Source organism: Mycobacterium sp. SMC-21, assembly GCF_045310825.1.
GTDB lineage: Bacteria > Actinomycetota > Actinomycetes > Mycobacteriales > Mycobacteriaceae > Mycobacterium.
In genome coordinates, this window is record NZ_JBJIAO010000049.1 from 1 (window position 1) to 26,615 (window position 26,615).

Annotated in this window: 30 protein-coding genes; 22 read left to right on the top strand and 8 right to left on the bottom strand. The window is 67.6% G+C overall.

Features of this window, described 5'->3' with window-relative positions; genetic code table 11:
- Positions 1-310 precede the first annotated feature (310 nt).
- From rplN to rplO, 10 genes are all read left to right on the top strand, one after another.
- Positions 311-679, top strand: coding sequence for a 50S ribosomal protein L14 (gene rplN, locus ACJH6H_RS26925; protein ID WP_020101420.1), 369 nt, complete (start codon positions 311-313; stop codon positions 677-679).
- Positions 679-996, top strand: coding sequence for a 50S ribosomal protein L24 (gene rplX / locus ACJH6H_RS26930; protein WP_020101421.1), 318 nt, complete (start codon positions 679-681; stop codon positions 994-996). Before rplN ends, rplX begins: the two co-directional genes overlap by 1 nt.
- A 1-nt stretch (position 997) precedes the next feature.
- Positions 998-1,561: a 50S ribosomal protein L5 gene (gene rplE, locus ACJH6H_RS26935; RefSeq protein ID WP_020101422.1), complete on the top strand. Its 564-nt coding sequence runs from the start codon at positions 998-1,000 to the stop codon at positions 1,559-1,561.
- Between the two features lie 2 nt (positions 1,562-1,563).
- On the top strand, positions 1,564-1,749 hold the full coding sequence (locus ACJH6H_RS26940; RefSeq protein ID WP_005197641.1) for a type Z 30S ribosomal protein S14: 186 nt from the start codon (positions 1,564-1,566) through the stop codon (positions 1,747-1,749).
- 512 nt (positions 1,750-2,261) lie between these two features.
- Positions 2,262-2,660, top strand: a complete 399-nt coding sequence (gene rpsH / locus ACJH6H_RS26945; RefSeq protein ID WP_020101424.1) for a 30S ribosomal protein S8 — start codon at positions 2,262-2,264, stop codon at positions 2,658-2,660.
- A 12-nt stretch (positions 2,661-2,672) separates the two neighbouring features.
- Positions 2,673-3,212 (top strand): 50S ribosomal protein L6, encoded by a 540-nt coding sequence (gene rplF, locus ACJH6H_RS26950; protein WP_226519478.1) that lies wholly within the window; start codon positions 2,673-2,675, stop codon positions 3,210-3,212.
- A gap of 2 nt (positions 3,213-3,214) precedes the next feature.
- Positions 3,215-3,616, top strand: coding sequence for a 50S ribosomal protein L18 (gene rplR / locus ACJH6H_RS26955; RefSeq protein WP_020101426.1), 402 nt, complete (start codon positions 3,215-3,217; stop codon positions 3,614-3,616).
- A 34-nt stretch (positions 3,617-3,650) separates the two neighbouring features.
- The gene (gene rpsE / locus ACJH6H_RS26960) at positions 3,651-4,319 is read left to right on the top strand and encodes a 30S ribosomal protein S5 (RefSeq protein WP_029105211.1); all 669 of its coding nucleotides are present in this window, start codon (positions 3,651-3,653) and stop codon (positions 4,317-4,319) included.
- 2 nt (positions 4,320-4,321) lie between these two features.
- Entirely contained in the window at positions 4,322-4,501 is a 180-nt protein-coding gene (gene rpmD, locus ACJH6H_RS26965) for a 50S ribosomal protein L30 (RefSeq protein ID WP_020101428.1), read from the top strand.
- Complete coding sequence (rplO, locus tag ACJH6H_RS26970) at positions 4,502-4,945, top strand: 50S ribosomal protein L15 (protein WP_020101429.1); 444 nt, start codon at positions 4,502-4,504, stop codon at positions 4,943-4,945.
- A 132-nt stretch (positions 4,946-5,077) separates the two neighbouring features.
- On the opposite strand, the gene ACJH6H_RS26975 is transcribed toward rplO, so the two are convergent.
- On the bottom strand, positions 5,078-6,304 hold the full coding sequence (locus ACJH6H_RS26975) for a serine hydrolase domain-containing protein (RefSeq protein ID WP_406776170.1): 1,227 nt from the start codon (positions 6,302-6,304) through the stop codon (positions 5,078-5,080).
- 106 nt (positions 6,305-6,410) lie between these two features.
- Between ACJH6H_RS26975 and sppA the strand changes: the two genes are divergently transcribed.
- The gene (sppA, locus tag ACJH6H_RS26980; RefSeq protein WP_406776171.1) at positions 6,411-8,198 is read left to right on the top strand and encodes a signal peptide peptidase SppA; all 1,788 of its coding nucleotides are present in this window, start codon (positions 6,411-6,413) and stop codon (positions 8,196-8,198) included.
- A gap of 4 nt (positions 8,199-8,202) precedes the next feature.
- On the opposite strand, the gene ACJH6H_RS26985 is transcribed toward sppA, so the two are convergent.
- The 4 genes from ACJH6H_RS26985 to ACJH6H_RS27000 are packed head-to-tail and all read right to left on the bottom strand — an operon-like array spanning position 8,203 to position 11,947.
- Entirely contained in the window at positions 8,203-9,150 is a 948-nt protein-coding gene (locus ACJH6H_RS26985; protein ID WP_406776172.1) for a class I SAM-dependent methyltransferase, read from the bottom strand.
- A 5-nt stretch (positions 9,151-9,155) separates the two neighbouring features.
- Entirely contained in the window at positions 9,156-10,067 is a 912-nt protein-coding gene (locus ACJH6H_RS26990; RefSeq protein WP_406776173.1) for a class I SAM-dependent methyltransferase, read from the bottom strand.
- A gap of 13 nt (positions 10,068-10,080) precedes the next feature.
- Positions 10,081-10,983, bottom strand: coding sequence for a class I SAM-dependent methyltransferase (locus tag ACJH6H_RS26995; RefSeq protein ID WP_406776174.1), 903 nt, complete (start codon positions 10,981-10,983; stop codon positions 10,081-10,083).
- Positions 10,984-11,020: 37 nt separating this feature from the next.
- The gene (locus ACJH6H_RS27000; RefSeq protein ID WP_029105215.1) at positions 11,021-11,947 is read right to left on the bottom strand and encodes a class I SAM-dependent methyltransferase; all 927 of its coding nucleotides are present in this window, start codon (positions 11,945-11,947) and stop codon (positions 11,021-11,023) included.
- 327 nt (positions 11,948-12,274) lie between these two features.
- Between ACJH6H_RS27000 and secY the strand changes: the two genes are divergently transcribed.
- The 10 genes from secY to ACJH6H_RS27050 all read left to right on the top strand — a co-directional run bounded on the left by secY (position 12,275) and on the right by ACJH6H_RS27050 (position 21,292).
- Positions 12,275-13,600 (top strand): preprotein translocase subunit SecY, encoded by a 1,326-nt coding sequence (gene secY, locus ACJH6H_RS27005; protein ID WP_061001787.1) that lies wholly within the window; start codon positions 12,275-12,277, stop codon positions 13,598-13,600.
- Positions 13,597-14,142, top strand: coding sequence for an adenylate kinase (locus ACJH6H_RS27010; protein ID WP_061001786.1), 546 nt, complete (start codon positions 13,597-13,599; stop codon positions 14,140-14,142). The genes secY and ACJH6H_RS27010 overlap by 4 nt, the downstream gene beginning before the upstream one ends.
- A 28-nt stretch (positions 14,143-14,170) precedes the next feature.
- Positions 14,171-14,974, top strand: coding sequence for a type I methionyl aminopeptidase (gene map / locus ACJH6H_RS27015; protein ID WP_061001785.1), 804 nt, complete (start codon positions 14,171-14,173; stop codon positions 14,972-14,974).
- A 51-nt stretch (positions 14,975-15,025) separates the two neighbouring features.
- Positions 15,026-15,550, top strand: a complete 525-nt coding sequence (locus tag ACJH6H_RS27020) for a sigma-70 family RNA polymerase sigma factor (RefSeq protein WP_061001784.1) — start codon at positions 15,026-15,028, stop codon at positions 15,548-15,550.
- Positions 15,547-16,275: a zf-HC2 domain-containing protein gene (locus ACJH6H_RS27025; RefSeq protein WP_110767128.1), complete on the top strand. Its 729-nt coding sequence runs from the start codon at positions 15,547-15,549 to the stop codon at positions 16,273-16,275. The genes ACJH6H_RS27020 and ACJH6H_RS27025 overlap by 4 nt, the downstream gene beginning before the upstream one ends.
- A gap of 74 nt (positions 16,276-16,349) precedes the next feature.
- Positions 16,350-18,065 (top strand): thiamine pyrophosphate-binding protein, encoded by a 1,716-nt coding sequence (locus ACJH6H_RS27030; RefSeq protein ID WP_061001783.1) that lies wholly within the window; start codon positions 16,350-16,352, stop codon positions 18,063-18,065.
- Entirely contained in the window at positions 18,046-18,693 is a 648-nt protein-coding gene (locus ACJH6H_RS27035) for a hypothetical protein (RefSeq protein WP_061001782.1), read from the top strand. The genes ACJH6H_RS27030 and ACJH6H_RS27035 overlap by 20 nt, the downstream gene beginning before the upstream one ends.
- Before the next feature lie 7 nt (positions 18,694-18,700).
- Positions 18,701-19,720, top strand: a complete 1,020-nt coding sequence (locus ACJH6H_RS27040; RefSeq protein WP_406776175.1) for a 3-oxoacyl-ACP synthase III family protein — start codon at positions 18,701-18,703, stop codon at positions 19,718-19,720.
- Positions 19,717-20,760, top strand: coding sequence for a pyridoxal phosphate-dependent aminotransferase (locus ACJH6H_RS27045; protein WP_406776176.1), 1,044 nt, complete (start codon positions 19,717-19,719; stop codon positions 20,758-20,760). The genes ACJH6H_RS27040 and ACJH6H_RS27045 overlap by 4 nt, the downstream gene beginning before the upstream one ends.
- A 40-nt stretch (positions 20,761-20,800) precedes the next feature.
- Positions 20,801-21,292 (top strand): MarR family winged helix-turn-helix transcriptional regulator, encoded by a 492-nt coding sequence (locus ACJH6H_RS27050; RefSeq protein WP_406776177.1) that lies wholly within the window; start codon positions 20,801-20,803, stop codon positions 21,290-21,292.
- A gap of 5 nt (positions 21,293-21,297) precedes the next feature.
- Here ACJH6H_RS27050 and ACJH6H_RS27055 read toward each other — a convergent pair whose 3' ends face one another.
- The 3 genes from ACJH6H_RS27055 to ACJH6H_RS27065 form a co-directional block, all read right to left on the bottom strand.
- On the bottom strand, positions 21,298-23,622 hold the full coding sequence (locus tag ACJH6H_RS27055) for a putative bifunctional diguanylate cyclase/phosphodiesterase (protein ID WP_406776178.1): 2,325 nt from the start codon (positions 23,620-23,622) through the stop codon (positions 21,298-21,300).
- A 114-nt stretch (positions 23,623-23,736) separates the two neighbouring features.
- Positions 23,737-24,933 carry a GAF domain-containing protein gene (locus tag ACJH6H_RS27060; protein ID WP_406776179.1) on the bottom strand — a complete coding sequence of 399 codons (1,197 nt, stop codon included), beginning with the start codon at positions 24,931-24,933 and terminating at the stop codon, positions 23,737-23,739.
- The gene (locus tag ACJH6H_RS27065) at positions 24,930-25,610 is read right to left on the bottom strand and encodes a response regulator transcription factor (protein WP_138250429.1); all 681 of its coding nucleotides are present in this window, start codon (positions 25,608-25,610) and stop codon (positions 24,930-24,932) included. Before ACJH6H_RS27065 ends, ACJH6H_RS27060 begins: the two co-directional genes overlap by 4 nt.
- Before the next feature lie 176 nt (positions 25,611-25,786).
- Here ACJH6H_RS27065 and ACJH6H_RS27070 point away from each other — a divergent pair, with 176 nt between their 5' ends.
- Positions 25,787-26,557, top strand: a complete 771-nt coding sequence (locus ACJH6H_RS27070; RefSeq protein ID WP_267323914.1) for an HAD family hydrolase — start codon at positions 25,787-25,789, stop codon at positions 26,555-26,557.
- The last annotated feature ends 58 nt before the right edge of the window (positions 26,558-26,615 follow it).

Consider the following 26,615-nt stretch of genomic DNA (forward strand, 5'->3'; position numbering starts at 1 on the left):
CACCAAAGAAGCCCTACGATGCCTCAAACGCCACCTCAGCCGAACCGTCTACCGCAGCCTCCACACCGACCTGCACCCCAACCGATCACACCAAAAACCCGAAACACCACTCGCTGCTTGACATAGGAGCAATGGACGCTCGCGGGGATTTGAGCAGCGATTTGGAGCGTTATGGCTGCTCGCCTACTATGTAGGGGTTGCCCAGGGCAGACCCCGGTCACACGCCGACTCTGCGTGCCCTTGGACAACAAGACCGCGCACGCCCAGGTCGGTATCTGGCGTGCATACAAACCCCAGGTCAGGAGATCGAGTGATTCAGCAGGAATCGCGACTCAAGGTCGCCGACAACACGGGCGCAAAGGAAATCCTTTGCATCCGCGTGCTCGGTGGCTCGTCGCGGCGCTACGCCGGCATCGGCGACATCATCGTGGCGACCGTCAAGGACGCCATCCCGGGCGGCAACGTCAAGCGTGGTGACGTGGTCAAGGCCGTCGTCGTGCGCACCGTCAAGGAGCGCCGCCGGCCGGACGGCAGCTACATCAAGTTCGACGAGAACGCCGCCGTCATCATCAAGAACGACAATGACCCCCGCGGTACCCGCATCTTCGGGCCGGTCGGTCGCGAACTGCGCGAGAAGAAGTTCATGAAGATCGTCTCGCTGGCCCCGGAGGTTTTGTGATGAAGGTGCACAAGGGCGACACCGTGCTGGTCATCGCCGGCAAGGACAAGGGTGCCAAGGGCAAGGTCATCGAGGCCTACCCGACCCGCAACAAGGTGCTCGTTGAGGGCGTCAACCGGATCAAGAAGCACACCGCGCAGTCTCAGAACGAGCGTGGTGCATCGTCGGGTGGCATCGTCACCCAGGAGGCGCCGATCCACGTTTCGAACGTGATGGTGGTCGACTCCGACGGTAACGCGACCCGCATCGGCTACCGCGTCGATGAGGAGAGCGGCAAGAAGGTCCGTATCTCCAAGCGCAATGGCAAGGACATCTGAGATGACCACTGTGGAAAACACTCAGCCCCGGCTGAAGACGCGTTACCGCGAAGAGATCCGCGACGCGCTCAACAACGAATTCAATTACGCCAACGTCATGCAGATCCCCGGCGTGGTCAAGGTTGTCGTCAACATGGGTGTCGGTGACGCCGCCCGCGACGCCAAGCTGATCAACGGCGCGGTCAACGACCTGACGCTGATCACCGGTCAGAAGCCGGAAATCCGCAAGGCCCGGAAGTCCATCGCGCAGTTCAAGCTGCGTGAGGGCATGCCGATCGGCTGCCGCGTCACCCTGCGTGGCGACCGCATGTGGGAGTTCCTGGACCGTCTGATCTCCATCGCACTGCCCCGTATCCGCGACTTCCGCGGTCTGTCGGCCAAGCAGTTCGACGGCAGCGGCAACTACACCTTCGGCCTCAACGAGCAGTCGATGTTCCACGAGATCGACGTCGACTCGATCGACCGCCCCCGTGGCATGGACATCACGGTCGTCACCTCGGCCACCACTGACGACGAAGGCCGTGCGTTGCTGCGGGCCCTGGGCTTCCCGTTCAAGGAGAACTGACAATGGCAAAGAAGGCTCTGGTCAACAAGGCCAACAAGAAGCCGAAGTTCGCGGTGCGTGGCTACACCCGCTGCAACAAGTGCGGTCGCCCGCACTCGGTGTTCCGCAAGTTCGGCCTGTGCCGAATCTGCCTGCGGGAGATGGCCCACGCCGGCGAGCTGCCCGGCGTGCAGAAGTCCAGCTGGTGACTCTGCCCGTCTCATGACGCTGTAGAAAGCCGCCCCGGTCCTCGTGACCGGGGCGGCTTTTTCGTTCGCGCAGCGGTGCGCATCGGTAGCGGCTCGTCGAGCGTGCACACAGATCGTCCAGAACGGCGGATCCACGCGCTCTTTGCACATTCGTGGCGATGTGTGGCGAGGCGACTTCGCGAGCGTGCACAGAGATCGTCAAAAGTGCCGTTCGGGCGATCTGTCTGCACATTCGTGGACGCCAAACCCTTGAGTAGCACGGATTTGGCCCTGAGCTGCGCATTGTCTACACTGGGCAGGTTGCCATGGGCGTTTTCGTCCGATGGCCGATCGGTATGTGCCTTCTGAAACTGGATTGCACTACTGATGCACGACCCCTGACCGACCTCGGTCAGATAAGGGAAAACACTTCGTAGCAGGCCCACGATGTGACGTGCCGAGCCACCGCAAGGTGGGACCGACACGGGCGTGATGCATGGGAACCGCAGCGAGAAAGGTTGATCAACGCTGTCATGACAATGACGGATCCGATCGCAGACTTCTTGACACGTCTGCGCAACGCCAACTCGGCGTACCACGACGAGGTGACCCTGCCCCACTCGAAGATCAAGGCGAACATCGCCGAGATCCTCAAGAAGGAGGGTTACATCACCGACTACCGCACCGAGGACGCCCGCGTGGGCAAGAGCCTCGTTGTTTCCCTCAAGTACGGCCCGAGCCGCGAGCGCAGCATCGCCGGCCTCCGCCGGGTGTCCAAGCCCGGTCTGCGGGTGTACGCGAAATCCACCAACCTGCCGCGGGTTCTGGGTGGCCTGGGCGTGGCGATCATCTCCACGTCCTCCGGCCTGCTCACCGACCGCCAGGCAGCTCGACAGGGCGTGGGCGGCGAAGTCCTCGCTTACGTCTGGTAGGGGGCAGAGAACATGTCGCGTATTGGAAAGCAGCCGGTTGTCATTCCGGCCGGCGTCGATGTGACCATCGACGGCCAGAACATCGCCGTGAAGGGCCCCAAGGGCACCCTGGCACTCGATGTTGCCGAGCCCATCGAGGTGTCGCGCAACGACGAAGGTGCCGTCGTGGTCACCCGTCCGAACGACGAGCGTCGTAACCGCTCGCTGCACGGACTGTCCCGCACCCTGATCGCCAACCTGGTGACCGGTGTGACGCAGGGCTACACCACCAAGATGGAAATCTTCGGCGTCGGTTACCGCGTGCAGGCCAAGGGCTCGAACCTGGAGTTCGCGCTCGGCTACAGCCACCCGGTGCTGATCGAGGCCCCCGAGGGCATCACGTTCGCAGTCGAGACCCCGACGAAGTTCTCGGTGTCCGGCATCGACAAGCAGAAAGTCGGCCAGATCTCGGCAGTCATCCGCCGCCTGCGTCGCCCCGACCCGTACAAGGGCAAGGGCATTCGCTACGAGGGTGAGCAGATCCGCCGCAAGGTCGGAAAGACAGGTAAGTAGCAATGGCCAACACTGAGACTGACAAGCGTAAGCCGTTGGGCCAGAACATCTCTGAGACCCGTCGGGTGGCGCGTCTGCGTCGTCACGCCCGTCTGCGCAAGAAGGTCGCCGGCACCGCCGAGCGTCCGCGTCTGATGGTCAACCGCTCCTCGCGGCACATCCACGTCCAGGTGATCGACGACCTGACCGGCACCACGCTGGCCGCCGCGTCGTCCATCGAGGCCGACGTGCGTGCCGTCGACGGTGACAAGAAGGCCGTCAGCACCCGCGTGGGTCAGCTGATCGCCGAGCGTGCCAAGGCTGCCGGCATCTCCGAGGTCGTTTTCGACCGCGGTGGCTACAGCTACGGCGGCCGGATCGCCGCGCTCGCCGACGCCGCTCGTGAAAGCGGGTTGACGTTCTAATGACTTACTTGAAGATGACCGGAAGGACTGCATGATGGCCGACCAGGCTGGCGCCGGTTCGGCGCAGGACAACCGTGGTGGCCGCGGCGACCGTGACGGCCGTGGCCGTCGCGACGACCGTGGTGGCCGTGGCCGTGGCGATGACCGCGGTGAGAAGAGCAACTACATCGAGCGCGTTGTCACCATCAACCGCGTTTCGAAGGTGGTCAAGGGTGGTCGGCGCTTCAGCTTCACCGCGCTGGTGATCGTCGGTGACGGCCACGGCATGGTGGGCGTCGGCTACGGCAAGGCCAAGGAAGTTCCGGCCGCCATCGCCAAGGGTGTCGAGGAGGCTCGCAAGGGCTTCTTCCGCGTCCCGCTGATCGGTGGCACCATCGTGCACCCGGTTCAGGGCGAGGCCGCTGCCGGTGTCGTGATGCTGCGCCCGGCCAGCCCGGGTACCGGTGTGATCGCCGGTGGTGCGGCTCGCGCGGTGCTGGAATGCGCCGGCGTGCACGACATCCTGGCCAAGTCGCTGGGCAGCGACAACGCGATCAACGTGGTGCACGCCACCGTTGCCGCGCTGAAGCAGCTGCAGCGTCCGGAGGAAGTGGCGGCCCGTCGTGGCCTGCCCATCGAAGATGTTGCGCCGGCCGGCATGCTGCGGGCCCGGCGTGAGGCAGAAGCGCTCGCCGCCTCGGCAGCGCGTGAAGGATCGGCATAATCATGGCTGAACTGAAGATCACCCAGGTGCGTGGCACCGTGGGTGCCCGGTGGAAGCAGCGCGAGAGCCTGCGGACGCTGGGATTGCGCAAGATCCGCCAGTCCGTCGTTCGCGAGGACAACGCGCAGACCCGTGGTCTGCTCGCGGTGGTCAACCACCTCGTCACGGTTGAGGAGGCGTAAATGAGCGTCATCAAGCTGCACGACCTCAAGCCGGCCGCGGGGTCCAAGAAGGCCAAGACCCGCGTCGGTCGTGGTGAGGGCTCCAAGGGCAAGACCGCTGGTCGTGGTACCAAGGGCACCAAGGCCCGCAAGAACGTCCCCGTGACGTTCGAGGGTGGCCAGATGCCGATCCACATGCGTCTGCCGAAGCTCAAGGGCTTCCGCAACCGCTTCCGCACGGAGTACGCGGTGGTGAACGTCGGCGACCTCGCCAAGGCGTTCCCGCAGGGCGGCACCGTCGGTGTGGACGAGCTGGTGGCCGCGGGCCTGGTTCGCAAGAACACCCTGGTCAAGGTGCTCGGCGACGGCAAGCTGGCCGTCAAGGTCGACGTCACCGCCAACAAGTTCAGCGGTAGCGCCCGTGAGGCGATCACCGCTGCCGGTGGTAGCGCGACCGAGCTGTAACTGTTTCGCAAAAGGGGAGTCTCGGCCTTCGGCCGGGGCTCCCTTTTTTGTGTCCGCCGAGACTGAGCTTGTGTGCCAAGTTCGTCGCGGAATTGGCACACAAGCTCAGTTTGGGCGGCCCTGGTCCGGCAGCTAGCTCTGCGGCCGTGCGCCCAAGACGTCGTGGAAGAGGGCCTGGCGCACCGCGAGTTCGCGGGGATCGCTGACCAGATGGAAGCCGAGCCGGTTCATCACGTAGCCGAATCCGACGCCGGTGTCGGGGTCGGCGAAGCCGAACGAACCACCGAAGCCGGGCGTGCCGAATGCCTTTCCGGAGGAGCCGAAGGCGAACGTCGGGATGGGCTTGCAGAAGCCCAGCGCGTAGGCGATCTCGGCGTGCATCACCTTGTCCCGGGTGCCGCCTGACGGGTTGTGGGGCGGTGCGATCAACGCATCGAAAGTCTCTGGGGTGAAACCTATTTCGCTGCCGCCGGTCGCCGCGGCGCCGTAGAGGCCGGCCAGGGCGCGGGCCGTCCCGGTGCCGTTGGCCGACGGAATCTCGACGCGGCGCACCTTGTCGGTGTTGTAGTCGCCGGCGTAGGGGTCGATGTCGGCGGGGATCGCGGCCGTCCTGGCCAGCAGCCCGCGCGGGTTGAGGCTGCCGATCAGGAACCCGGCCGGCATGACGTCGAGGTGCCGCAGCGACTCGTATCGCTGCCAATGGTGCAGCGTGGCAATCCGGTTGCGGTCGACCGAGTCCGGCAGGCCGATGTACAGGTCGAGACCCGACGGCCCGGTGATCTCCTCGGCGAGATAACGGCCGAGCGTACGGCCGTCGGTTCGACGGATCAGCTCGGACTCGTACCAGCCGATCGTGATGGCGTGGTAGCCGTGCCGGGTGCCCGGCTTCCACGCGGGTTTCTGTGCCGCGAGGATGGCGGACAGCCGCACCGGGTCGGCGATGTCGGACAGCAGGGGATTGGGGGTCAGGACGCACAGCCCGGCCTGGTGGGCCAGCAGCTGACGGACGGTGACGTCGCCTTTGTCCTGCGCGGCGAACTCGGGCCAGTACGTGCTGACCCGCTCGTCGTAGTCGAAGAGCCCTTTCGACACCGCGTGCGCGACAGCAAGGGCGGCAACACCTTTCGTCGACGAGAACATGTTGACCATGGTGTCGGCCTGCCACGGCGCCCGGCTGATCCCGTCGCGGTAGCCGCCCCACATGTCGACGACCTTGCGGCCGTCCCGGTAGACGCACAGCGCGGCGCCGACTTCGCCGCCGGCAGCGAAGTTGGCCCGGAACGCGTCGGCGACCTTGCCGTAGCCGTCGTCGGCATCGCCGTGGACCAGATCGGGAGAGACAGAGACCTTCAGCACCATGGGTCGATCCTCTCCCGCGAGCACGCGGAAAACTGTCGAATTCGGCGCCGGAATGGACAGTTTTGCGTCTGCTCGGCACTCGCCGGTGAATCGGTACGCTCGGAGCATGTTTGCTTTCCGGCCCAGCCTGCCCGGTCTTCCCGGCCCCGATGAGTTGCGTGCCCTTGTCCGCAAGGTCGACACCGCGCGTCACCACGGCGTACCCAACGGCTGCGTACTGGAACTCGACCTGCAGGCCGTGCCGCCCGAGACCGCCGGCTTCGACCCGATCGCCTTCGTCATGGGCAACGCGCGGCCTCTCGTGCTGCGTGACGCCGTGGCAGCCATCCACCGCGCGGCCGACGACAAGCGGGTGGCCGGACTGATCGCCCGGGTTCAATTGCCCGCTGCCGCAGCGGGTCCGGTGCAGGAGCTGCGTGACGCCATCGCCGCGTTCAGCGCCGTCAAGCCGTCGATCGCCTGGGCCGAGACCTATCCGGGCACCATGTCCTACTACCTGGCGTCGGCGTTCCGGGAAGTGTGGATGCAGCCCTCGGGCACCGTCGGGCTGGTGGGTTTCGCGACCAACGCGCTGTTCCTGCGCGACGCGTTCGACAAGGCCGGCATCGAGGCGCAGTTCGTCGCGCGCGGGGAGTACAAGTCGGCGGCCAACATGTTCACGCAGGACCGCTACACCGAGCCGCACCGCGAGGCCGACGGCCGGCTCATCGAGAGCCTGCACGCCCAGGTGCTGACCGCCATCGCCGAATCCCGCGGCGTCGACGCCGACGAACTCGACGTGCTCGTCGACCGGGCACCGCTGCTGCGCGACGAGGCGGTCGCCGCCAGGCTGGTCGACCGTATCGGTTTCCGCGACGAGGCGTATGCCCGGGTTGCCGAATTGACCGGTGGCGCAGCGGAAGCCGACGGCAAGGACGCGCCGCCGCGGCTGTTCCTGTCCCGGTACGCCAAGGCCACCGCGGGACACACGCTGCCCGAGGTGCCGCCGCTGCCAGGCATCAAGCACAAGCCGACCATCGCCGTCGTCACCATGGCCGGGCCAATCGTCAGCGGCCGCGGCGGCCCGAGCGCCTTCCCGCCGGGACCGTCGAGCGTCGGCGGCGACACCATCGCCGCGGCGCTGCGGGAGGCCGCCGCGGACGACGACGTCGCAGCCGTTGTGCTCCGCGTGGACAGTCCGGGAGGTGCGGTCACGGGTTCGGAGACCATCTGGCGCGAGGTGGCGCGGCTACGCGAAGCGGGCAAGCCGGTCGTCGCGTCGATGGGCGCGGTCGCCGCGTCGGGCGGCTACTACGTGTCGATGGCGGCCGACCACATCGTCGCCAACGCCGGCACCATCACCGGATCCATCGGCGTGGTGACGGGCAAGCTCGTCACCAGGGGCCTCAAGGAACGGCTCGGTGTCGGCTCGGATGCCGTGCGTACCAACGAGAATGCCGACGCCTGGTCGGCGAACCAGCCGTTCACCGAAGCGCAGCACGCGCACGTGGTGGCCGAGGCGGACCTCTTCTACACCGACTTCGTGGAGCGCGTCGCCGACGGCCGCAACCTGCCGGTCGAAGCCGTCGAGCAGGTGGCCCGCGGCCGCATCTGGACCGGAGCCGACGCGCTGGAACGCGGCCTGGTCGACGAACTCGGTGGGCTGCGGACCGCCGTCCGCCGGGCCAAGGTGCTGGCCGGGCTCGATCCCGACGCGACCGCCAAGGTCGTCAACTACCCGGGTTCGTCACTGCTGGATCATGTCCGGCCCAAGGCCTCGTCGCAGCCGGCCGCGGCATCGTTGCCGGAGGCGGTCGCGGCGCTGCTCGGCCGGTCACTGGTCGGTGCCCTCGGCCAGGCCGAGCGGTCGATGACCGGGGTCACCGCCCTCTGGCTGGGGGATTACCGCTTTTAGCCGCTCAGCCGAGAGTGCCGCTGATGTAGATGATCTCGCGCATCGGGTCGTCGTCGCCGAGGACCGTTGCCGTCAGGCCGTGCCGGGCATGCAGATCCACCCGGCCGATGCCGGTCGTCTGCCAGCCCTTGGCCGCCAGATAGTCTGCGGCCGAGTGCCTTTCGCCGTGGTAGACCAGCGACGGCATATCCATGTTCAAGCCGAGCTGCTGGAATCCCGCGGCGGCCTCGCGCGCCTTGTCGGCGTCGAAAGCCTTGAGGCCCGGCACGAATTCGGTGGCCACGGCGCTGCCGGGGGCACTGAGCTCGTGAATGTTGTCGAACAGCTTGTCCTGGGCCTCCGGCGGCAGGTAGATGAGCAGGCCTTCGGCCAACCACGCCGTCGGCCGGCTCGGGTCGAAGCCCGCCGCCCGCAGCGCCGCCGGCCAATCCTCACGCAGATCGATGGGGACGGTCCGGCGTTCGGCCGTCGGCTCGGCGCCGAGGCCGGCCAGGGTCCGGGTCTTGAACTCGATGACCTCGGGCTGGTCGATCTCGTAGACCACCGTGCCCTCGGGCCACGCCAGCCGGTAGGCGCGCGCGTCCAGCCCGGAGGCCAGGATCACCGCCTGCCGGATTTCCGAGGACGCGGCGACCCCCGCCGAATCGCCGCCTACGGCGGCCATGAAGTAGTCGTCGAAAAACCTTGTGCGCACGGCCATTTCGTCGATGTTGGCGCGCGCCCGCGCCGCCGCATCCGGGGCGACGGCGTCGAGGACGGCCAGGTCCAGTTCGCCGTCGACCATCTTGGTGAACGCCTCGATCCCGACGGCACGCACCAGCGGCGCCGCGAACGGATCGTCGATCAAACCGTGTTCGTGGGTGCTGGCGATCGCCCGCCCCGTCGCGACCAGCGTGGCCGTCGCGCCCACGCTCGAGGCCAGGTCCCAGCTGTCTCCGTGTGTCCGGGCCATCGCGGTCAAGCCTTCCGGTTCAGGACTGCGCGGACGTATTTCAGCTGGGTCCAGGCCCGGGACAGTTCGTCGTCCGGGTACTGGAAACCGTTGTCGGCGTGTGCCTCTTCGACCGACCGCGCGGTGACGTCCCAGCCGAGGCTCGTCAGGTAATCGGTGACGTGGTTGCGGTCGCCCTCGTAGATGAGGTCGGCCATCTCGATGTTCGAACCGAGGGCCTTCATCCGGTCGCGCATCTGCTGCATGCGCTCGTCGTCGAACGCGGAGCTCAGATCGCCGACCTGCTCGGTGGCCACGAAGCTGCCGGGCGCCGACAGTGCGGTGATGTTGTCGAACAGCCGGTCCTGGGCCTCCGGTGGCAGGTAGATGAGCAGCCCTTCGGCGATCCACGCGGTGGGCGCCTCGGGGTCGAAACCGTTGTCCCGCAGCGCCTGCATCCAGTCGTCGCGCAGGTCGACGGCGACGGTGCGCCGGGTCGCGGTGGGGGCGGCGCCGAGGCTCGCGAGCGTCGTCGACTTGAACTCAATGACCTCGGGCTGGTCCACCTCGAAGACGACGGTGCCCTCGGGCCACGGCAGCCGGTAGGCGCGCGCGTCCAGACCGGCGGCCAGGATCACGGCCTGCCGTACGCCGGTGGCGGCCGCGTCGAGGAACAGCTGGTCAAACCAGCGGGTGCGGACCGTCATCCCTTCGGCCGCGCGTCGCGGGGTGAAGGCCGGGTTGACGTCGCTCAGGTCGATCTCGCCGTCGAGCGCCTTGGTGAAGAAGTCCAGCCCGACGGCCCGCACCAGCGGCTCGGCGTACGGGTCGTCGATCAGCTGCTCGCGGTGGGCGATGGCACGCTGCCCCGCGACCATGGTCGCGGTGGCCCCGACGCTCGAGGCCAGGTCCCAGGAATCTCCGTCAGTTCGTGTCATGTGGGTCCAACTCCTAGTTCTTGATGGCCGTCACGGACAGTGAATTACGCAGTGCCGCCGTGTCTTCGGTCTCGGCGAGGGGACGGCCGTACTCGGCGAAAACTTCAAGGCGAGGGCGGGCCGTGGTATTCCAGCCACTGGCATCGAGGTGCTCGACCACCGAGGTGCGCTCGCCCTGGTACCAGAGGTCGGTCAGGTTGAGGTCGAGGCCCGCGCCGCGCCACCGCTCGCTCATGGCCGCGCCGCGCTCACGCATGCCGGCGCCGTGGTCGGTGTGGAATTCGGTGGCCAGGCGACTGCCGGGCGCCGACAGCGCGGTGATGTTGTCGAACAGCTTGTCCTGCGCCTCGGGCGGCAGATAGATCAGCAGCCCCTCGGCGATCCAGGCCGTCGGCGCCGCAGGGTCGAACCCGGTGGCGCGCAGCGCGGCCGGCCAGTCCTCGCGCAGGTCGATCGCGACGGTGCGGCGTTCGCACGTCGGTGTGGCGCCGATCTGCGCCATGGTCCCGGTCTTGGCGGCGATCACCTCGGGCTGGTCGATCTCGTAGACGACGGTGCCGGCCGGCCAGTCCAGCCGGTAGGCGCGCGAGTCGAGGCCCGCCGCCAGGATGACGGCCTGCCGGATGCCGGCAGCGGTGGCGGAAGTGAAGAAGTCGTCGAAGAACTTCGTCCGGACCGCCATCAGGTTGGTCATCATGGCGGCGGCCGTCCCGACCTCACCGGTGAGATCGATCTGCCCGTCGAGCAGCTTGATGAAGAACTCGACCCCGACGGCCCGCACCAGCGGGTCGGCGTACGGATCGCGGATGAGCGGCTCCGCTTCCTTCGTCGCCAGGGCGCGGGCGGTCGCCACCATCGTGGCGGTGGCGCCCACGCTCGAGGCCAGATCCCAGGTGTCGCTGTCGGTGCGGGTCATCGGGTTGGTCCTGTCCGTCGGTAGGGATAGATGAGGATCAGCGCACTGCGGTGACGTAGTTGACCTCGCCCATGGAGGGCTGGCCGTTCGGGTCGGCCTCGACGGCCGGCAGGCCGTTGCGGACCAGCAGTTCGTTGGAGGTGACGGCGGTGGTCTGCCAGCCGTGACCCTGCAGGTAGGTGTCCACGTCGGCGCGGTCGCCGAGGTAGACCAGATCGCTGAAGTCGAGATCGAAGCCTTGATCGCGCCAGTGCTCCGATGCGGCCTTCATGCGCTCGCGCACGGCGTCCTCGTCGAGGTCCGGCGTGGCCGGCACGCCTTCGGCGCCCATGCGGCTACCGGGAGCGGACAGTTCGGAAATCTGGTCGAGCAACCGGTCCTGCGCTTCGGGCGGCAGGTAGCCGAACAGTCCCTCGGCGATCCACGCGGTGGGCTTGGTGGGGTCCAGACCGGCGGCGCGCAGTGCGGCCGGCCAGTCCTCGCGCAGGTCGATCGCCACCGTGCGCCGTTCGGTGGTCGGTGCCGCGTCCAGATCCGACAGGGTCTTGGACTTGAACTCGATGACGTCGGGCTGGTCGATCTCGTAGACGACGGTGCCCGCCGGCCACACCAGGCGGTAGGCGCGCGAGTCGAGGCCCGCCGCCAGGATGACGGCCTGCCGGATACCGGCCTTGCCGGCGTCCCGGAAGAAGTCGTCGAAGAATCGGGTGCGCGCCGCCATGCCGTTGGTCAGCTGCGCCATGGTCGGGCCGTAGCCGGCGCTGGACTGGTCGGGATCGGCGGCGCCGTCGACCAGCTTGGTGAAGAACTCGACCCCGACGGCGCGGACCAGGGGAGCGGCGAACGGGTCGTCGATGATCGGGTCTTCGGAATTGGTGGCGAGAGCGCGGGCCGCGGCGACCAGAGTCGCGGTCGCTCCTACGCTCGATGCCAGGTCCCACGTGTCGTTGTCAGTGCGTGCCATCGCGTCGTTCCTGTCGTCGGTCACCCGGTGAACGGGTCGGTAGTTAGCTCATGTAACAACCTGTCGGCGACTGTACGCGCCGTTCCTGAACGCGGCAGAAATGCCGGGTGGCGGCACGTTTCGAGGTGTCCGGGCTGGGTAGGAAGGGTCCGGCGCCGAGCGGATGCAGGTCGCGGGGACCGCAACTGTTATTCTCGGAGACTGATTTGACGGCGCGTCCAGGCAGGTCGGGTACCTGCTGTGGTCGCGCACGGAATTAACCAAACGCTGGACCTGACCAGCCCCATCAGCACGCCGCGGCCCGAGCTCGGCTGCGCAGGAGGAAGAGTGCTTTCGGCTTTTATCTCGTCCCTGCGGACGGCCGATCTGCGACGCAAGATCCTCTTCACGCTGGGTGTAGTCGTCCTGTATCGGGCCGGTGCCGCGTTGCCGTCCCCCGGGGTGAACTACCCGAACGTGCAGAAGTGCATCGAGCAGGTCAGCGGCGGTGACGCTGCGCAGGTCTACTCGCTGATCAACCTGTTCTCCGGCGGTGCGCTGCTGCACCTGTCGGTGCTGGCGGTCGGCGTGATGCCCTACATCACCGCGAGCATCATCGTGCAGCTGCTGGTCGTGGTCATCCCGCGCTTCGAGCAGCTGCAGAAGGAAGGCCAGGCCGGTCAGGCCAAGATGACGCAGTACACGCGTTATCTCGCGATCGCGCTGGCAGTTCTGCAGGGCACCTCGATCGTCGCGATGGCCGCCAGCGGCAACCTGCTGCAGGGCTGCACCCTGAACATCATCCAGGACCAGAGCATCTTCACCCTCGTCGTGATCGTGCTGGTCATGACCGCGGGCGCCGCCCTGGTCATGTGGATGGGCGAGCTCGTCACCGAGCGCGGCATCGGTAACGGCATGTCGCTGATGATCTTCGCCGGCATCGCCGCCCGCATCCCGTCCGAAGGCCAGTCCATCCTGGAGAGCCGCGGTGGCGTCGTCTTCGCCTCCGTCGTGGCCGCGACGCTGATCATCATCGTCGGTGTCGTCTTCGTCGAGCAGGGCCAGCGCCGTATCCCGGTGCAGTACGCCAAGCGCATGGTGGGCCGCCGCATGTACGGCGGTACCTCGACCTACCTGCCGCTGAAGGTCAACCAGGCCGGCGTCATCCCCGTCATCTTCGCGTCGTCGCTGATCTACATTCCGCACCTGATCACCCAGCTGGTCACCGCCGGCGACCCGAACGCGTCCAACGGCTGGTGGTCCAAGGCGATCGCCAAGTACCTGACCAACCCGGCCGACCCGGTCTACATCGCGATCTACTTCGGCCTGATCATCTTCTTCACGTACTTCTACGTGTCCATCACGTTCAACCCCGATGAGCGGGCGGACGAGATGAAGAAGTTCGGTGGCTTCATCCCCGGCATCCGGCCGGGCAAGCCGACGGCGGATTACCTGCGGTACGTCCTCAGCCGGATCACCCTGCCTGGCTCGATCTACCTGGGCATCATCGCCGTGCTGCCCAATCTGTTCCTCGAGATCGGCAACTCCGGTAGCGTGCAGAACTTGCCGTTCGGCGGTACGGCCGTGCTGATCATGATCGGTGTGGGTCTGGACACGGTGAAGCAAATCGAGAGCCAGCTCATGCAGCGCAACTACGAAGGGTTCCTCAAATGAGAATGGTTCTGCTGGGACCGCCGGGAGCAGGCAAGGGCACTCAGGCCGAGAAGCTGGCCGAGAAGTTCGGCATCCCGCAGATCTCCACGGGTGATCTGTTTCGTAGCAACATCAGCAAGGGCACCCCGCTCGGTGTCGAGGCCAAGAAGTACCTCGACGCGGGCGACCTGGTCCCGGCCGAGCTGACCAACGCGCTGGTCGACGACCGTCTCGACGCCGACGACACCGCCGCCGGGTTCATCCTCGACGGCTTCCCCCGCTCGGTCGAGCAGGCTGTCGCGCTGCGCGACATGCTGGCCAAGCGCAACCTGAAGCTGGACGCCGTGCTGGAGTTCCGCGTGTCGGAGTCCGAGCTGCTGACCCGGCTGAAAAGCCGTGGCCGCGCGGACGACACCGAAGAGGTCATCCTCAACCGGATGAAGGTGTACCGGGACGAGACCGCCCCGCTGCTGGACTACTACCGGGACGAGCTCGTGTCGGTCGACGCCGTCGGCAGCCTGGATGAGGTTTTCGCCCGCGCCCTGCAGGCGCTCGGCAGCTGAAGCCGCCGACCGGCCGAAGTAGTCATCGATGATTGGTCTACCCCGACGCGGCCGCAAGGTCGTCCCGCAGCGGACTCCCGGTGAATTGGACGCCATGGCGGCTGCCGGCTCGCTGGTGGCGGCGGCGCTGAAGGCGGTCCGTGAAGCGGCCGCGCCTGGGATGTCCACTCTCGAGCTGGACCAGATCGCCGAGTCCGTCATCCGCGAGGGTGGCGGTATCCCGTCGTTCCTGGGTTACCACGGCTTCCCGGCGACCATCTGCGCGTCGGTCAACGACCGCGTGGTGCATGGCATTCCGACCGCCGACGAGGTGCTCGCCAGCGGTGACCTGGTCTCGATCGACTGCGGCGCCATCCTGGACGACTGGCACGGCGACTCGGCCGTGACGTTCGGTGTCGGCCCGCTGATCGACGCCGACCAGAAGCTGTCCGACGCCACCCGTGAGTCCATGGAGGCCGGCATCGCCGCCATGGTCCCCGGTAACCGGCTGACCGACGTCTCGCATGCCATCGAGCGGGGGACCCACGCGGCGTCCGCCCGCTACGACCGCAAGTTCGGCATCGTCGCCGGCTACGGCGGCCACGGTATCGGGCAAGAGATGCACATGGACCCGTTCCTGCCCAATGAGGGATCGCCAGGTCGGGGTCCGTTCCTCGAGCCTGGTTCGGTGCTGGCAATCGAGCCGATGCTGACGCTGGGCACGTCGAAGACGGTCATTCTCGAAGACGAGTGGACGGTGGTTACCAAGGACGGCTCTCGTGCCGCACACTGGGAGCACACCGTTGCTGTCACCGAGGACGGACCCCGAATCTTGACGCTGCTTCGCGACTGATCAGGTGAACCGGATCGCCCCTGATCTCGTGTCAATGACGGAGGTTGGTGCATGAGCGATCCGGAGGCCGCCATGATGCGGGTGCTTTACGACGAGCACGCAGGCGCCCTTTGGCGCTATGCCCTGCGTCTGACACAGGACTCGGCGCGTGCCGAGGACGTGGTGCAGGAGACGTTGCTGCGGGCGTGGCGCCACCCCGATGTCGTATCCGACGCCAACCAGTCCCCGCGGGCCTGGCTCTACGCCGTCGCCCGCAACCTCATCATCGATGAGCAGCGCAGCGCCCGGCGCCGGCACGAAACGACGTCGTCAGAGGTGGTGGAGGCCGAGGACCGGACGGACCCGGCCGCCACCGACGAGGTGGATACCGCCCTGGATCGGATGTTGCTCGGGGGTGCCCTGAGTCAGCTCTCCGTCGACCATCGCGCAGTGATCGAGCGCGCGTACTACCGGCAGTTGAGCGTCGCCCAGATCGCGGCGGAGCTTCAGATCGCCGAGGGCACAGTGAAATCGAGGCTGCATTATGCGGTCCGGGCGCTGCGCCTGAATCTGCAGGAAATGGGGGTGACCCGGTGAGCATTCACATTGTCGAACCTCTCGGACCCTTCGATGGCGACCGGTACGCAACCTGGGACGCCGCCTACGTGCTGGGCTCGCTGTCCAGCGCCGAACGCCGTGAGTACGAAGCGCACCTACAGACCTGCTCCCGGTGCCGCGACGCGGTCGGTGAGCTCAGCGGTATGCCGGCCCTGTTGGGTCTACTGGATTTGGCCGACGTGCAGGAGATCGGCGCCGAGCAGCCCGAGCCGCCGTTGCGGCCCGAGGTGCTCGACTCGGTACTGGCCAAGGTGCGCTGGCGCCGGCGCCGGACCCGCTGGGTGACGACGGCGGTGGCCGGCCTGGCCGCGGCGGTACTGGCAGTCGGTGCGGTGGCCGTCGTCCGGCCCGAGTTCTTCGGTGGGGGCCAGAGCCAGGAGCAGGTCGCGCAGTTGCCCATGCAGCACGTGGCACCCACACCGTTCAACGCCACCATCGCGCTGAGCAGCTTCGGCTGGGGCACGCGGATCGACATGGCCTGCAGCTACGGCGACTGGTCCAGCGGACCGGCCGCGCCACCGACCAACCTGGGTATGGTGGTGGTGGGCCGCGATGGCAGCCGTAACCAGATCGCCACATGGTTCGGCATGTCCGGTGCCACCGCGTTGCCGAGTGGTAACACGCCGATGCAGGTTTCGGAAATTGCTGCGGTACAACTGGTTTCCGCCGACAACGGCAAGGTTTTACTGGAGCGCAATCTCTAAAAATTTCCACTGGCGTTGAACCATTCGCCCATCCGCCTCGTGTCTGTGGTTAGACGAGCGGAAGCAGGTGGCAGATGGTCAGCAGGCATCGGGTGGTGGACCACATCATCACGCAACTTGCGGCGTCGGGTGTCGAGTATTTCTTCGGCGTCGACGGGGCCAACATCGAGGACCTGTTCGACGCGGCGTTCCTCGCCGACGACGTCACCGCGATCCTGGCCAAGCATGAGTTCTCCGCGGCCACCATGGCCGACGGCTACAGCCGCGCGGTGTCCCGGATCGGGGTGGTGGCCGCGACGTCGGGCGGCGGATCGCTGAATCTTGTTGCGGGACTAGGTGAATCACTGGCCAGCCGAGTGCCGGTGCTGGCTCTGGTGGGGCAGGCGCCGACCGGCATGGACGGCCGCGGCAGCTTCCAGGACACCAGTGGCCGGTCCGGATCGCTGGACGCGGTGGCGTTGTTCTCGGCGGTGTCGGTGTACTGCCGTCGCGTGACGGAGCCGGAGGACATCGTGCCGGCGCTGGCGGAGGCGCTGACCGCGGCGGCCGGTGGCGGCCCGGCGGTACTGCTGCTGCCGAAGGACGTCCAGCAGGCGATGATCGATGTGGTCAATCCGGTTGCTGCTGTGCAGGATTCGTTGCTGGCAGACCCGGGTCCCATCGCCGAGGTGCTGCGCCGGGCGCTGGGGCCGGTCACGATCATCGCCGGCGAGCAGGTGGCCCGCGACGACGCCCGCCGTGAGCTCGAGGAATTGCGCTCGGTGCTGCGGGCCTGGGTCGCCACGGTGCCTGACGGCAAGGACGTCAGCGGCTCACCCGGGCTGGGGCAGTCGTCATGGCTGGGCGTCACCGGCGTGATGGGCCATCCGCGGGTCGTCGACGCGATCTCCCGCAGCGCGGTGTGTCTGGTGATCGGGACGCGCCTGGCGGTGACGGCGCGCGCCGGCCTCGACAGCGCGCTGGCCGGGGTGCAGACGGTCTCGCTCGGCGCGGAAGGTCCGTATGTGCCGAGCACACACGTGAATTCGACCAACCTGCGGGCATCGCTGACGGCGCTGACCCGATCGTTGACCGGAGCCGGCCGGCCCCACGGGCTACGGGTCCTCGACCCGCTGCCGCACACCGAACTTCAGCCGCCGCCGCACGACGGCCCCGGCATCCGGTACCGCGACACCGTCGCCCTGCTCGACGAACTGCTGCCCGACGGCGCCGACATCGTCGTCGACGCCGGCAACACCGGTGCCTCGACGGTGCACGGGCTGCCGGTGCGCCGGTCCGGCCGCTTCGTGGTGGCGCTCGGGATGGGCGGCATGGGATACAGCTTCGGCGCCGGCATCGGCATGTGCTTCGCGCGGGCGAAAACCGCTGGGCCGCAATACCGGACCGTGGTGGTGGCCGGCGACGGCTCGTTCTTCATGCACGGCATGGAGCTGCACACGGCGTTGGAGTACCGGCTCCCGATCACCTTCGTGTTGTTCAACAACAACGCCCACGCCATGTGCGTCACCCGCGAACAGTTGTTCTACGGCGACCGCTACAGCTACAACCGCTTCACCCCGGCCCGGCTGGGCGCCGGCCTGGCCGCGATGTTCCCCGGCCTGCACGCGACGGACGTCACCGAGCTGCCGCAGCTGGCCGGCGCGCTGAGCGAAGCGCTCAGCCGGCACGGGCCATCGGTCGTCAGCGTCGAATGCTCCGCCGACGAAATCCCCACGTTCGCACCATTTCTCGATACCGCCACACAACAGACGCAGAAAGAGAGCTCCCAGCATGTCGCTGCCCGCGCTTGAAGACATCGCCCTACCCATCGACGGCGTGACCCGCATCGAGAACGCGCCGCGGGAAAAGGCCACGCCCATCATCATGGAGATGATGCGGTCGGTATACCCGCACGACGTCGTCTTCGGTGGCTACTGCACCGTCAACGACTACATCGACTGCCCGCCGGAGGAACTGTTCGAGTACCTGGCGGACACCCGCAGCCTCGAGGAGTGGACCTACAGTCTGCGCGGATTCACCGAGACCGAGGAACCGGGCCTCTGGCTGGCCTACGACCGGCTGGGCTCGGAGACCGAAATCTACACGCGCACAGTGGCGAACCGCGAGGCGATGACCGTCGACTACCACTGTGCCTGGGACCAGGGCCGGCACCTCTGGATGATCTACCTGATGCGCGTCGTCGACGCCCAGGTCGTGCTCAACAAGCCGGGTTCGGTGGTGCTGTGGACCAACTGCCACCACCCGTTCTACGACAACAACCCCTACCCGGAGACCGCGCCCGCACAGCGACCCGTGTGGGTCGGGGACTTCTGGGACATGTTCGGGGCGGGCCACCGCCTGGAACTGGACAACCTCAAGGCGATTGCCGAATACCGGCACCGCAACGGTCTGCCGATCACCCCGGCCTGGATGAAGTGAGTCACGCATGAGCCAACCAGTTGTGAGCCTGCTCGACGTTTCGACCTATCTTCCGGGCGAGCCGATCAGCGCCGACTACTACGCGCAGTTCGCCGATTCCGACGACCTGCGGGACAACCTGATGTTCCGGGCGCCGAAGTTCCGCCACCACGTGGCACCCGACGAGACGGCCATCGACATGGTCGAGCGGGCGGCGGCGGGCCTCGTCGACCGGCACGGCGCTGACACCCTCGCCGACGTCGACATCCTGATCACCCACACCCAGTTGCCCGACATGCCGTTCTACGGCGGCGGTGGCGGTATGGCCAATCGGCTTGGCATGAAGCCGAACTGGGTGATCGACCTGCACAACGGCGGGTGCGCGGCCTTCATCCTGGGCCTCAAGCTGGCCAAGCAGTTGATCGCCTCCGGGGAGGGGCGTACCGCGTTGGTGGCGGTGGCGCAGAACGCGGCGGGCCAGGTCTTCGACCAGGTCACCATTCGACCCAAGGCGCAGGCGTCGGTACCCGGTGATGGTGCCGCGGTGGGACTCGTTGCAGCCTCTGATGTTTCGCCGATTCTCGACGTGGAATGCCGCACCTACGGCGAATACGCCGGTGACATGACGATGTCGGTCGACCCGCCGCGCAAATGGTGGCAGGCCGGGCCCGGCGAGGGCTGCATCGGCTTCACCGAGAGCAAGATCACCAAAGTGCTGGCCCGGGGCAACCGTCAGGTGCCCGAGGTGGCGTACGCGGTGTGCGACCGGATCGGGCTGGCGCCCAAGGACATCGGCCTGCTGGTCACCAATCAGCCGAACCGCGTGTTCCTGCGGAACTGGCGCGAGGCCCTGGAACTGCCCGAGTCGAAGCACCGCGACACGTTCGACGAGTGCGGCAACCTGTTCGCCGCCGGCGTGCCCGTCAACCTGGACCGGGCGATCACCGACGGACAGGTCGGCGAGGGTGACGTCGTGATGATGGCGGCCTTCGCGCACGCCGGTGACTTCGCCGGTGCGGCCGCCGTGCGCTGGGGCGGACAGCGATGACGCCCACGTGCGCGTTGGCCGATGCGGTCGGTTCGCTACCCGCCGCGGACGACCCGCTGGCGTTGGCGCTCAACGAGAATCCGTTCCCGCCACTGCCTGCGGTGCGGGCCGCGCTCACCGCGTCGATCGGTGTGGTGAACCGGTATCCGGAGTTCCTGCCGCAGCGGCTGCGGTCGCTGATCGCCGGACACGTCGGCGTCGCCGATGACCAGGTGCTCGTCGGTGCGGGCGCCACGGGCGTCATCCTGCAGGTGCTGCAGGCCGTCACGCACCCCGGCGATGTGCTGGTGACGGCGTCACCGACCTTCGACGGCTACCCGATCTTCGCGCAGATGGCGCGACTGCGGTCGGTGACCGTGCCGCTGGACCGGCACGGTCACCATGACCTCGACGCCATGGCGGCGGCCGCGGCGCGGGCCCGCGTGGTGGTGATCTGCCGTCCGCACAACCCGACCGGGACGGTCGAGTCGGCCGCCGACCTGTACCGGTTCCTGGACCGGGTGCCGTCGGGCACCGTCGTCCTGCTGGACGAGGCGTACGTCGAATTCCTGGCCCCCGAGCAGTGCCTGGACATCCCGTCGCTCGTGGTGCGGTATCCCAATCTGGTTGTGGTGCGCACCTTTTCGAAGGCCTACGGACTGGCCGGCCTGCGCATCGGCTACGGCGTGTGTGCGCCGTCGCTCGCCCGCGACCTGTGGGGTATGCAGCTGCCGTTCGGGATCGGGATCACCGGCCTGGTGGCCGTCGCCGCCTCCTACGATGCGGAAGATCAACTGCGGCAACGTATCCGGATGATCGCCTCGGAAGGGGCATTCCTGCGGGCGCGGTTGCGGTCGATGGGTGTCTACTGCACCGACAGTCACGCCAACTTCGTCTATCTGCCGAGTGGGGCCCGGGCCTGGAAGTTCGGCGACGACGGCCCGCGGGTGCGCAGCTACGCCGACGGCGGCGTCCGGATCACCGTCGGGGACCGCAGGTCGTCACGCGCGGTGCTGGCCGCCATCCGGAACGCGGTGGATGGGACGGACGTCGGGGCCTGACCACGTCGGCTCGGCGGCCCCGGTGCGGTATGAATGAGCGGTGAGCAGCAGTGACCCCATCGCCCGGGCCCGGGCCAACTGGGAGCGGGCCGGCTGGGGCGACGTCGCCGACGGCATGGTCGCGGTGACATCGGTGATGCGGGCCCACCAGATTCTGCTGGCGCGCGTGGAGACTGCGCTGCGGCCCTATGACCTGAGCTTTTCCCGCTACGAACTGCTGCGGCTGCTGGCGTTCAGCGGTAGTGGCGCGCTGCCGATCACCAAGGCGTCCGACCGGCTGCAGGTGCACGTCACGAGCGTCACCCATGCCATCCGGCGGCTCGAGGCCGACGGTCTCGTCGAGCGGGTGCCGCACCCCACCGACGGGCGCACGACCCTGGTGCGGCTGACCGAGGTGGGCCGCTCGACGGTCGAGGACGCCACGGTGACCCTCAACAAGGAGGTGTTCGCCGACGTCGGGATGTCCGACGAGCAGTCCGCGGCGCTGGTCGATGCAATCGAGACCCTGCGCCGCACCGCCGGCGACTTCTGACCGGCTCAGCGCCGCAGCGGATTCCGCGATTCGATCAGGGGCCGCAGCGATTCGGCGAACATCGGTTTGGCGAAGTAGTAGCCCTGGCCGATATCGCACCCGTACGCCGAGAGCTGCTCGGCGGTCGCGGCGTCTTCGACTCCTTCGGCGACGCTCGCGATGTTCAGGGCGTGGGTGAGGTTGATCACCGATCGAACGATGGCGGCGGCGCGGGGATTGTGCGTCATCGGCAGCACGAACTCCCGGTCGAGTTTGAGTTCATCGACCGGCAGGTCGCGCAGGTAACTCATGGTCGAGTAGCCGGACCCGAAGTCGTCGATCGACACCCGCAGTCCCGACTTCCGGAGCCGATCGATCACCACCTCCGTCCGGCTCATGTTCGACAGCAGCATCTGCTCGGTGATCTCGACAGTGAGGGCGCTCGGCGGCAGTGAGTGCTCGGCGAGGATGGTCCCTATGCGATCGGCCAGATCGACGTCGGTCAGCGACTGCGCGAAGAGGTTGATGGCGACCGGCACATTGCGATATCCCGTCCCGAACCAGGTCGAGGCGTCCAGGACCGCTTGCTTGAGCACCGTGTCGGTAACCGAGCCGATCAGGCCGTTACGCCGGATCAACGGCAGAAACTCGGACGGGGTCAGCAGGCCGAGCTCGGGATGGGGCCAGCGGAGCAACGCCTCCACACCGACGATTTCGCCGGTGGCCAGCAGCACTTTGGGCTGATACACCAACTTCAACTCGGAGTCGCCGATGGCACGGCGCAGTTGCCCGAGCAGTTGCACACCGGCTTGGGCGGGCGGCTGGATCCGACCGCTGTCGCTCCACCGCTGCGGCAGGTCCAGCCGCGAGACCTGGCGCATGTCCGCGGAGAAGGTCTGTACGCCGCCGATGCCGGTCCGCTTGGCGGCGTACAGCGCGATGTCGGCCTGCTGCATCAGATCGTCAGCGGTGACGTCTGGTTCGTCGGCGGGGGTGATCGCCAACCCGACACTCGGGTGGATGAAGACCTTCTCGCTGTTGAGCGAGAACGGTGCGTCGAAGGCCTCGATGATCCGCTCGGCGATGGTGGTTGCCGCATTCGGTGCCGACCGGATGAGAACGGCGAATTCGTCGCCGCCGAGCCGGGCCACGGTGTGCTCGGCCGGCACCGTGTTCTTGAGCCGACTCGCGACGTCGATCAACAGCTCGTCGCCGCTCGGGTGCCCGAGGTTGTCGTTCACCATCTTGAAGTCGTCGAGGTCGAGTGCGAGCACGGCGATGGGAACCCGGTCGTCTCCACGTGACCGGATGGCCGCATCGAGGTGGTCGTTGAACATCAGCCGGTTGCCCAGCCCCGTCAACGGATCGCGCCGGGTCTGGTCGGCGAGGTCGAACAACAGCCGCCGATTCTGGATCAGCACGATCAGCTGCCGGACCAGTGCCGTCATCACGAGTACCGACGCGGCGATCAGTACCGGCTTGTCGTTGGTCACCGGCCAGAGGTCGATGAGCCCGACGACCACTGCGGCCACCATCGGCGAATAGGGGAGCCAGAGCAATGGATCGGCCAGGGCCTGCCGTTTCCGCCCCGTCGCCGACGGCGGTTTGCGCGCATCGATCAGCCCGCCGGCACTGAACAACACCAAGCCCGCGGCCCAGCCGACGACAGCCACCGGACTGGTCGAATTCGATTGGGCCAGAACGTATATCCAGATGCTATCGGCCACTGCGACGATGATCAGCCCCGTGCACACCAGGACGATGGCCTGGCGTTTGCCCGGTACCGTCGAACTGACCGTCAACACCGCCAGCGTGATCATGACGACGTCCGAGATCGGGAACGCGACCGACACCGCGGTCGCCAGCCAGCTGGAATGCGTGGATGCGAACAGCTCCTCCAGGATCAGCACCCAGCACACGAGGAACAGCGCGGAGGCGATGATGACGCCGTCCAGCACGGGGCGCAGTGCCGACATGCGGTCGGGCCGAACCTTCCCGGCGGACGCGACCACCACAGAGCAGGGCAGCAGCAGGAACGCGGCATCGGCCACCGACGGAAACGCGGGCGGCGAACCGAGCACGGCGTGGTGATAGAGCAGGATCAGGTTGCCGGCGACCCAGCCCGCCATCCCGATCGCGAGTGCCAGCCAGGCGCGCTGTCGCCGGCCTCGGTTGGCCCGGTAGGCGGCCACCGCGGCGAGGCAGGCAAGGCTGCTGAAGACCGTCAGCCCGATGTCGTTGGTGAGACGTGCCGCCAACGTGCCATGGTCACCGAAGATCACCAGATAGGCGAATGCAGCGAAGATGACTGCAGCAGCACCGATGACCGCATTTGTGTTGCCTGTGCGCACCTACACTCCCATGTCAACCACGATGGTTCGGTATTCCTCGGGCATTGTCAAAATTTGCCAAATCAGCCGCGAGATACATGACGGATGATTTCTAGCAACGTCAGGCCGTTGTCATCAAGTCGTCGATGGCAGCGGGATGGTGGCGGTGACGATGGTGCCCGAGCCGGGCCGGGACCGGATATTCAGCCGGCCGCCGACGATCTCGGCGCGCTCGGCCATCGACAACAACCCGTAGCCACCCGTCTCGTCGGCGCCCAGCGGGCGCTCGAACGTGTCGAAACCGATCCCGTTGTCGATGATCTCGAGCCGGGCGTGCTCATCGTCGGCCGCGAACTTCAGCAGCGCGTTGCTGGCGTGTGCATGCTTCACGACGTTCTGCAGGCACTCCTGCGCGATGCGGTACAGCGCCAGCTCGATGTGGTCGGGCAAGCGGACGTCGGTCAGCTCCACGTCGACGTCGAGCTGACCGATGGAGCGCGCGAGGCTGGCCAGCCCGCCGGCCAGCCCCAGATCGTCGAGGACCGGCGGGCGCAGGTTCCCGATGGCGGCGCGGGCCTCGCCGAGCGTCAGGTCCACCAGCTCCCGGGCCAGCGTCAGCTGCTCGGCCGCGACGGCGGTGTCGGTCCCGACCGCCCGGCTCGCCGCGTCGAGCCGGTACGACAGCGTCACCAGCCGCTGCGAGATACCGTCGTGGATATCGCCGGCCAGCCGGCGGCGCTCGATCTCCTGGGCCTCGATGACCTGCTCGACGAAGTTCTCATGGGCACGTTCGCGGGCGACGAGCTGGCGGTGCAACCGGGCCTGGTGCATGGCCCCGGCGATCAGCCGGCCGATGACCAGCAGCAGCTCCACGTCGCGGGCGGTGAATTCCCGGCGCTCGACGGTGTGCACGTTGAGCACGCCGACCAGTCCGCCCGGGTCGGTCTCCATCGGCACCGACACCATGGACGCGAAGTCACTGCCGCGCAGCGATTCGAACGGCCGGTAGCGCGGATCGGATTCCTTGTCGTGGCGGATCACGACGGGCTCGCGATTGCTGGCCACCCACCCGGAGACGCCCTCGCCCAGCGGCAGCCGGATTTTGCCGACCTCCTGGTCGAACGGCGGGGTGGCGCCCGTCAATGTCAGCGATCGCTCGGTGTCGTCGAGAACGTGGACGAAGCAGACGTCGGTACCGGTGGCCGCCGTGATCATCCGGGCGGCCGCCGCGGCCAGCGGCTCGACGCCCGGACCACTCGAGGCGGCCTGGATCAGCTCGCGCAGCAGGGCCAGTTCGCGGTCGGCGGTCAGCACCTCATTGCGCGGTGTCATCGGTAGATGCCCTCCCGCAGCGCGGTGGCCACCGCGCCGGCACGGTCGCTGACGTCGAGCTTGCGGTAGATGGACCGAAGGTGGCTCTTGACGGTCTCTTCACCGATCACCAGCCGGGTCGCGATGCCGCGGTTGGAGAGGCCGTCGACCACGAACGACAGGATTTCGCTCTCGCGCTGGGTGAGGCCCTGCCGGGCGCCGGGCCAGAACTCGTCGCGCTGCATGCGGGCGGCGGTGTCGGCGGCCCGGGCGGCCATGCTCGGGTCGATCGCGGTGGCCCCGCCGTGCACCAGCTCGAGCTGACGGACCAGGTCGTCGCTGCTGATGCTCTTGAGCAGGTAGCCCGACGCCCCGACCCGCAGTGCCTGGTACAGGTACTGCTCGTCGTCGTACACCGACAGCATGACCACTTTGCGGCCCGGATCGCGTTCCCGCAGCTCGCGGCACAGGTCCAGGCCGCTGGCGCCCTGCATCCGGACGTCGCACAGGACGATGTCGGGCTGCAGCTCGTCGACGACGGCCGCGGCGCGTTCGGCCCCGACGGCCTGGCCCACCACCCGCACCCGGTCGCTGAACGCGGCCAGCATGGCCTTGAGTCCTTCGATGACCATTTCGTGGTCGTCGACCAGGATCAGCCGCACCGGCGCAGCCGCGTCGGGCTGGGGCTCTGCGGTCATGCGCGATCCGCCTCCGGCTTCTCGCTGGTGCTCATGGCATCACCTTAGAGCGGCGGTTCCGCGCTGGTCGGGAGACCGGCTGTGGACCACCGGAGAAATTCCTCGCCGAATCTCGCCCGTCCAATCCCCCGTTGGGGGGAGGCCCCGCACATGTGACGTGGGACACCCTTGTACCCATGTCGGTGAGTTGTATGGAGCGCACGTTCTGGTGGGATGTGGCGCGCCCGGCCCATGCCGTGATCGACCCGCTGCGCGCGGTGATCTTCGACCTGGACGGTGCGCTGGCCGATGTCGAGCGCGACGGGCACCGCGTGGCATTCAACGCCGCCTTCGCCGAACACGGGCTCGATATCTCCTGGTCGGTGGCCGAGTACGGCCGGCTGGTCCGCATCGCCGACGAACAGCGGCGCGTCGCCTCGGCGCTGCGCCGGCGCGGATACGGGCGGGTCAGCAACGAGATCGCGGCCCACGTGTACCGCACCAAGACCGACCTGTTCGAGGCGTCGGTCCTCGATGGTGACGTGAGCCCGCGCGACGGCCTCGCCGACCTGGCGGCCGGATTGTTCGGCGCCGGGGTGGCGGTGGCTGTGGTCAGCACCGGGAGCCGGTCCTGGGTGGAGCCGCTGGTCCGTCAGCTGCTGGGTGACGGCATCGCCGAGACCATCGTGACGCCCGACGATCTGCCGCGTCCGACCCGGGAGCCGGATCTGCACGGCCACGCCCTGTGGGAGTTGGGGCTGGGACCCGAGAGTGCACTGGCGGTCGCGGGCGGTGTCCGCGGTTTCCGGGCGGCACGGGCCGCCAAGCTGGCGACGCTGGTGGTCACCACCGGCTACTCGGCCGGCCACGAATTCCCCGGGGCGGTCCAGGTGCGCGCCGAGTACGACGGCCTGCTGGCCGCCGGGTGCGAGCGCCTACACAAGAACTGGTGGTCAGCCCAGGGCTGACCACCAGTTCTTCACAACTTTTCACTTGTCGAGGCGGGGCGCCGAGCCCCGCCTCTTT

What these genes read in the sequence shown, in the direction of transcription:
- rpsE (WP_029105211.1), top strand. Translation starts at nt 3,651, where the DNA reads ATGGCCGACCAGGCTGGCGCCGGTTCGGCGCAGGACAACCGTGGTGGC.
- rpmD (WP_020101428.1), top strand. Translation starts at nt 4,322, where the DNA reads ATGGCTGAACTGAAGATCACCCAGGTGCGTGGCACCGTGGGTGCCCGG.
- ACJH6H_RS27065 (WP_138250429.1), bottom strand. Translation starts at nt 25,610, where the DNA reads ATGACCGCAGAGCCCCAGCCCGACGCGGCTGCGCCGGTGCGGCTGATC.
- ACJH6H_RS27010 (WP_061001786.1), top strand. Translation starts at nt 13,597, where the DNA reads ATGAGAATGGTTCTGCTGGGACCGCCGGGAGCAGGCAAGGGCACTCAG.
- ACJH6H_RS27020 (WP_061001784.1), top strand. Translation starts at nt 15,026, where the DNA reads ATGAGCGATCCGGAGGCCGCCATGATGCGGGTGCTTTACGACGAGCAC.
- ACJH6H_RS27060 (WP_406776179.1), bottom strand. Translation starts at nt 24,933, where the DNA reads ATGACACCGCGCAATGAGGTGCTGACCGCCGACCGCGAACTGGCCCTG.
- ACJH6H_RS27045 (WP_406776176.1), top strand. Translation starts at nt 19,717, where the DNA reads ATGACGCCCACGTGCGCGTTGGCCGATGCGGTCGGTTCGCTACCCGCC.
- ACJH6H_RS26995 (WP_406776174.1), bottom strand. Translation starts at nt 10,983, where the DNA reads ATGACCCGCACCGACAGCGACACCTGGGATCTGGCCTCGAGCGTGGGC.
- rplX (WP_020101421.1), top strand. Translation starts at nt 679, where the DNA reads ATGAAGGTGCACAAGGGCGACACCGTGCTGGTCATCGCCGGCAAGGAC.
- ACJH6H_RS26975 (WP_406776170.1), bottom strand. Translation starts at nt 6,304, where the DNA reads ATGGTGCTGAAGGTCTCTGTCTCTCCCGATCTGGTCCACGGCGATGCC.
- rplE (WP_020101422.1), top strand. Translation starts at nt 998, where the DNA reads ATGACCACTGTGGAAAACACTCAGCCCCGGCTGAAGACGCGTTACCGC.
- ACJH6H_RS27070 (WP_267323914.1), top strand. Translation starts at nt 25,787, where the DNA reads ATGTCGGTGAGTTGTATGGAGCGCACGTTCTGGTGGGATGTGGCGCGC.
- rpsH (WP_020101424.1), top strand. Translation starts at nt 2,262, where the DNA reads ATGACAATGACGGATCCGATCGCAGACTTCTTGACACGTCTGCGCAAC.
- ACJH6H_RS27030 (WP_061001783.1), top strand. Translation starts at nt 16,350, where the DNA reads ATGGTCAGCAGGCATCGGGTGGTGGACCACATCATCACGCAACTTGCG.
- rplO (WP_020101429.1), top strand. Translation starts at nt 4,502, where the DNA reads ATGAGCGTCATCAAGCTGCACGACCTCAAGCCGGCCGCGGGGTCCAAG.
- ACJH6H_RS27040 (WP_406776175.1), top strand. Translation starts at nt 18,701, where the DNA reads ATGAGCCAACCAGTTGTGAGCCTGCTCGACGTTTCGACCTATCTTCCG.
- ACJH6H_RS26990 (WP_406776173.1), bottom strand. Translation starts at nt 10,067, where the DNA reads ATGACACGAACTGACGGAGATTCCTGGGACCTGGCCTCGAGCGTCGGG.
- rplR (WP_020101426.1), top strand. Translation starts at nt 3,215, where the DNA reads ATGGCCAACACTGAGACTGACAAGCGTAAGCCGTTGGGCCAGAACATC.
- ACJH6H_RS26985 (WP_406776172.1), bottom strand. Translation starts at nt 9,150, where the DNA reads ATGGCCCGGACACACGGAGACAGCTGGGACCTGGCCTCGAGCGTGGGC.
- map (WP_061001785.1), top strand. Translation starts at nt 14,171, where the DNA reads ATGATTGGTCTACCCCGACGCGGCCGCAAGGTCGTCCCGCAGCGGACT.
- ACJH6H_RS27035 (WP_061001782.1), top strand. Translation starts at nt 18,046, where the DNA reads ATGTCGCTGCCCGCGCTTGAAGACATCGCCCTACCCATCGACGGCGTG.
- rplF (WP_226519478.1), top strand. Translation starts at nt 2,673, where the DNA reads ATGTCGCGTATTGGAAAGCAGCCGGTTGTCATTCCGGCCGGCGTCGAT.
- ACJH6H_RS27000 (WP_029105215.1), bottom strand. Translation starts at nt 11,947, where the DNA reads ATGGCACGCACTGACAACGACACGTGGGACCTGGCATCGAGCGTAGGA.
- sppA (WP_406776171.1), top strand. Translation starts at nt 6,411, where the DNA reads ATGTTTGCTTTCCGGCCCAGCCTGCCCGGTCTTCCCGGCCCCGATGAG.
- ACJH6H_RS26940 (WP_005197641.1), top strand. Translation starts at nt 1,564, where the DNA reads ATGGCAAAGAAGGCTCTGGTCAACAAGGCCAACAAGAAGCCGAAGTTC.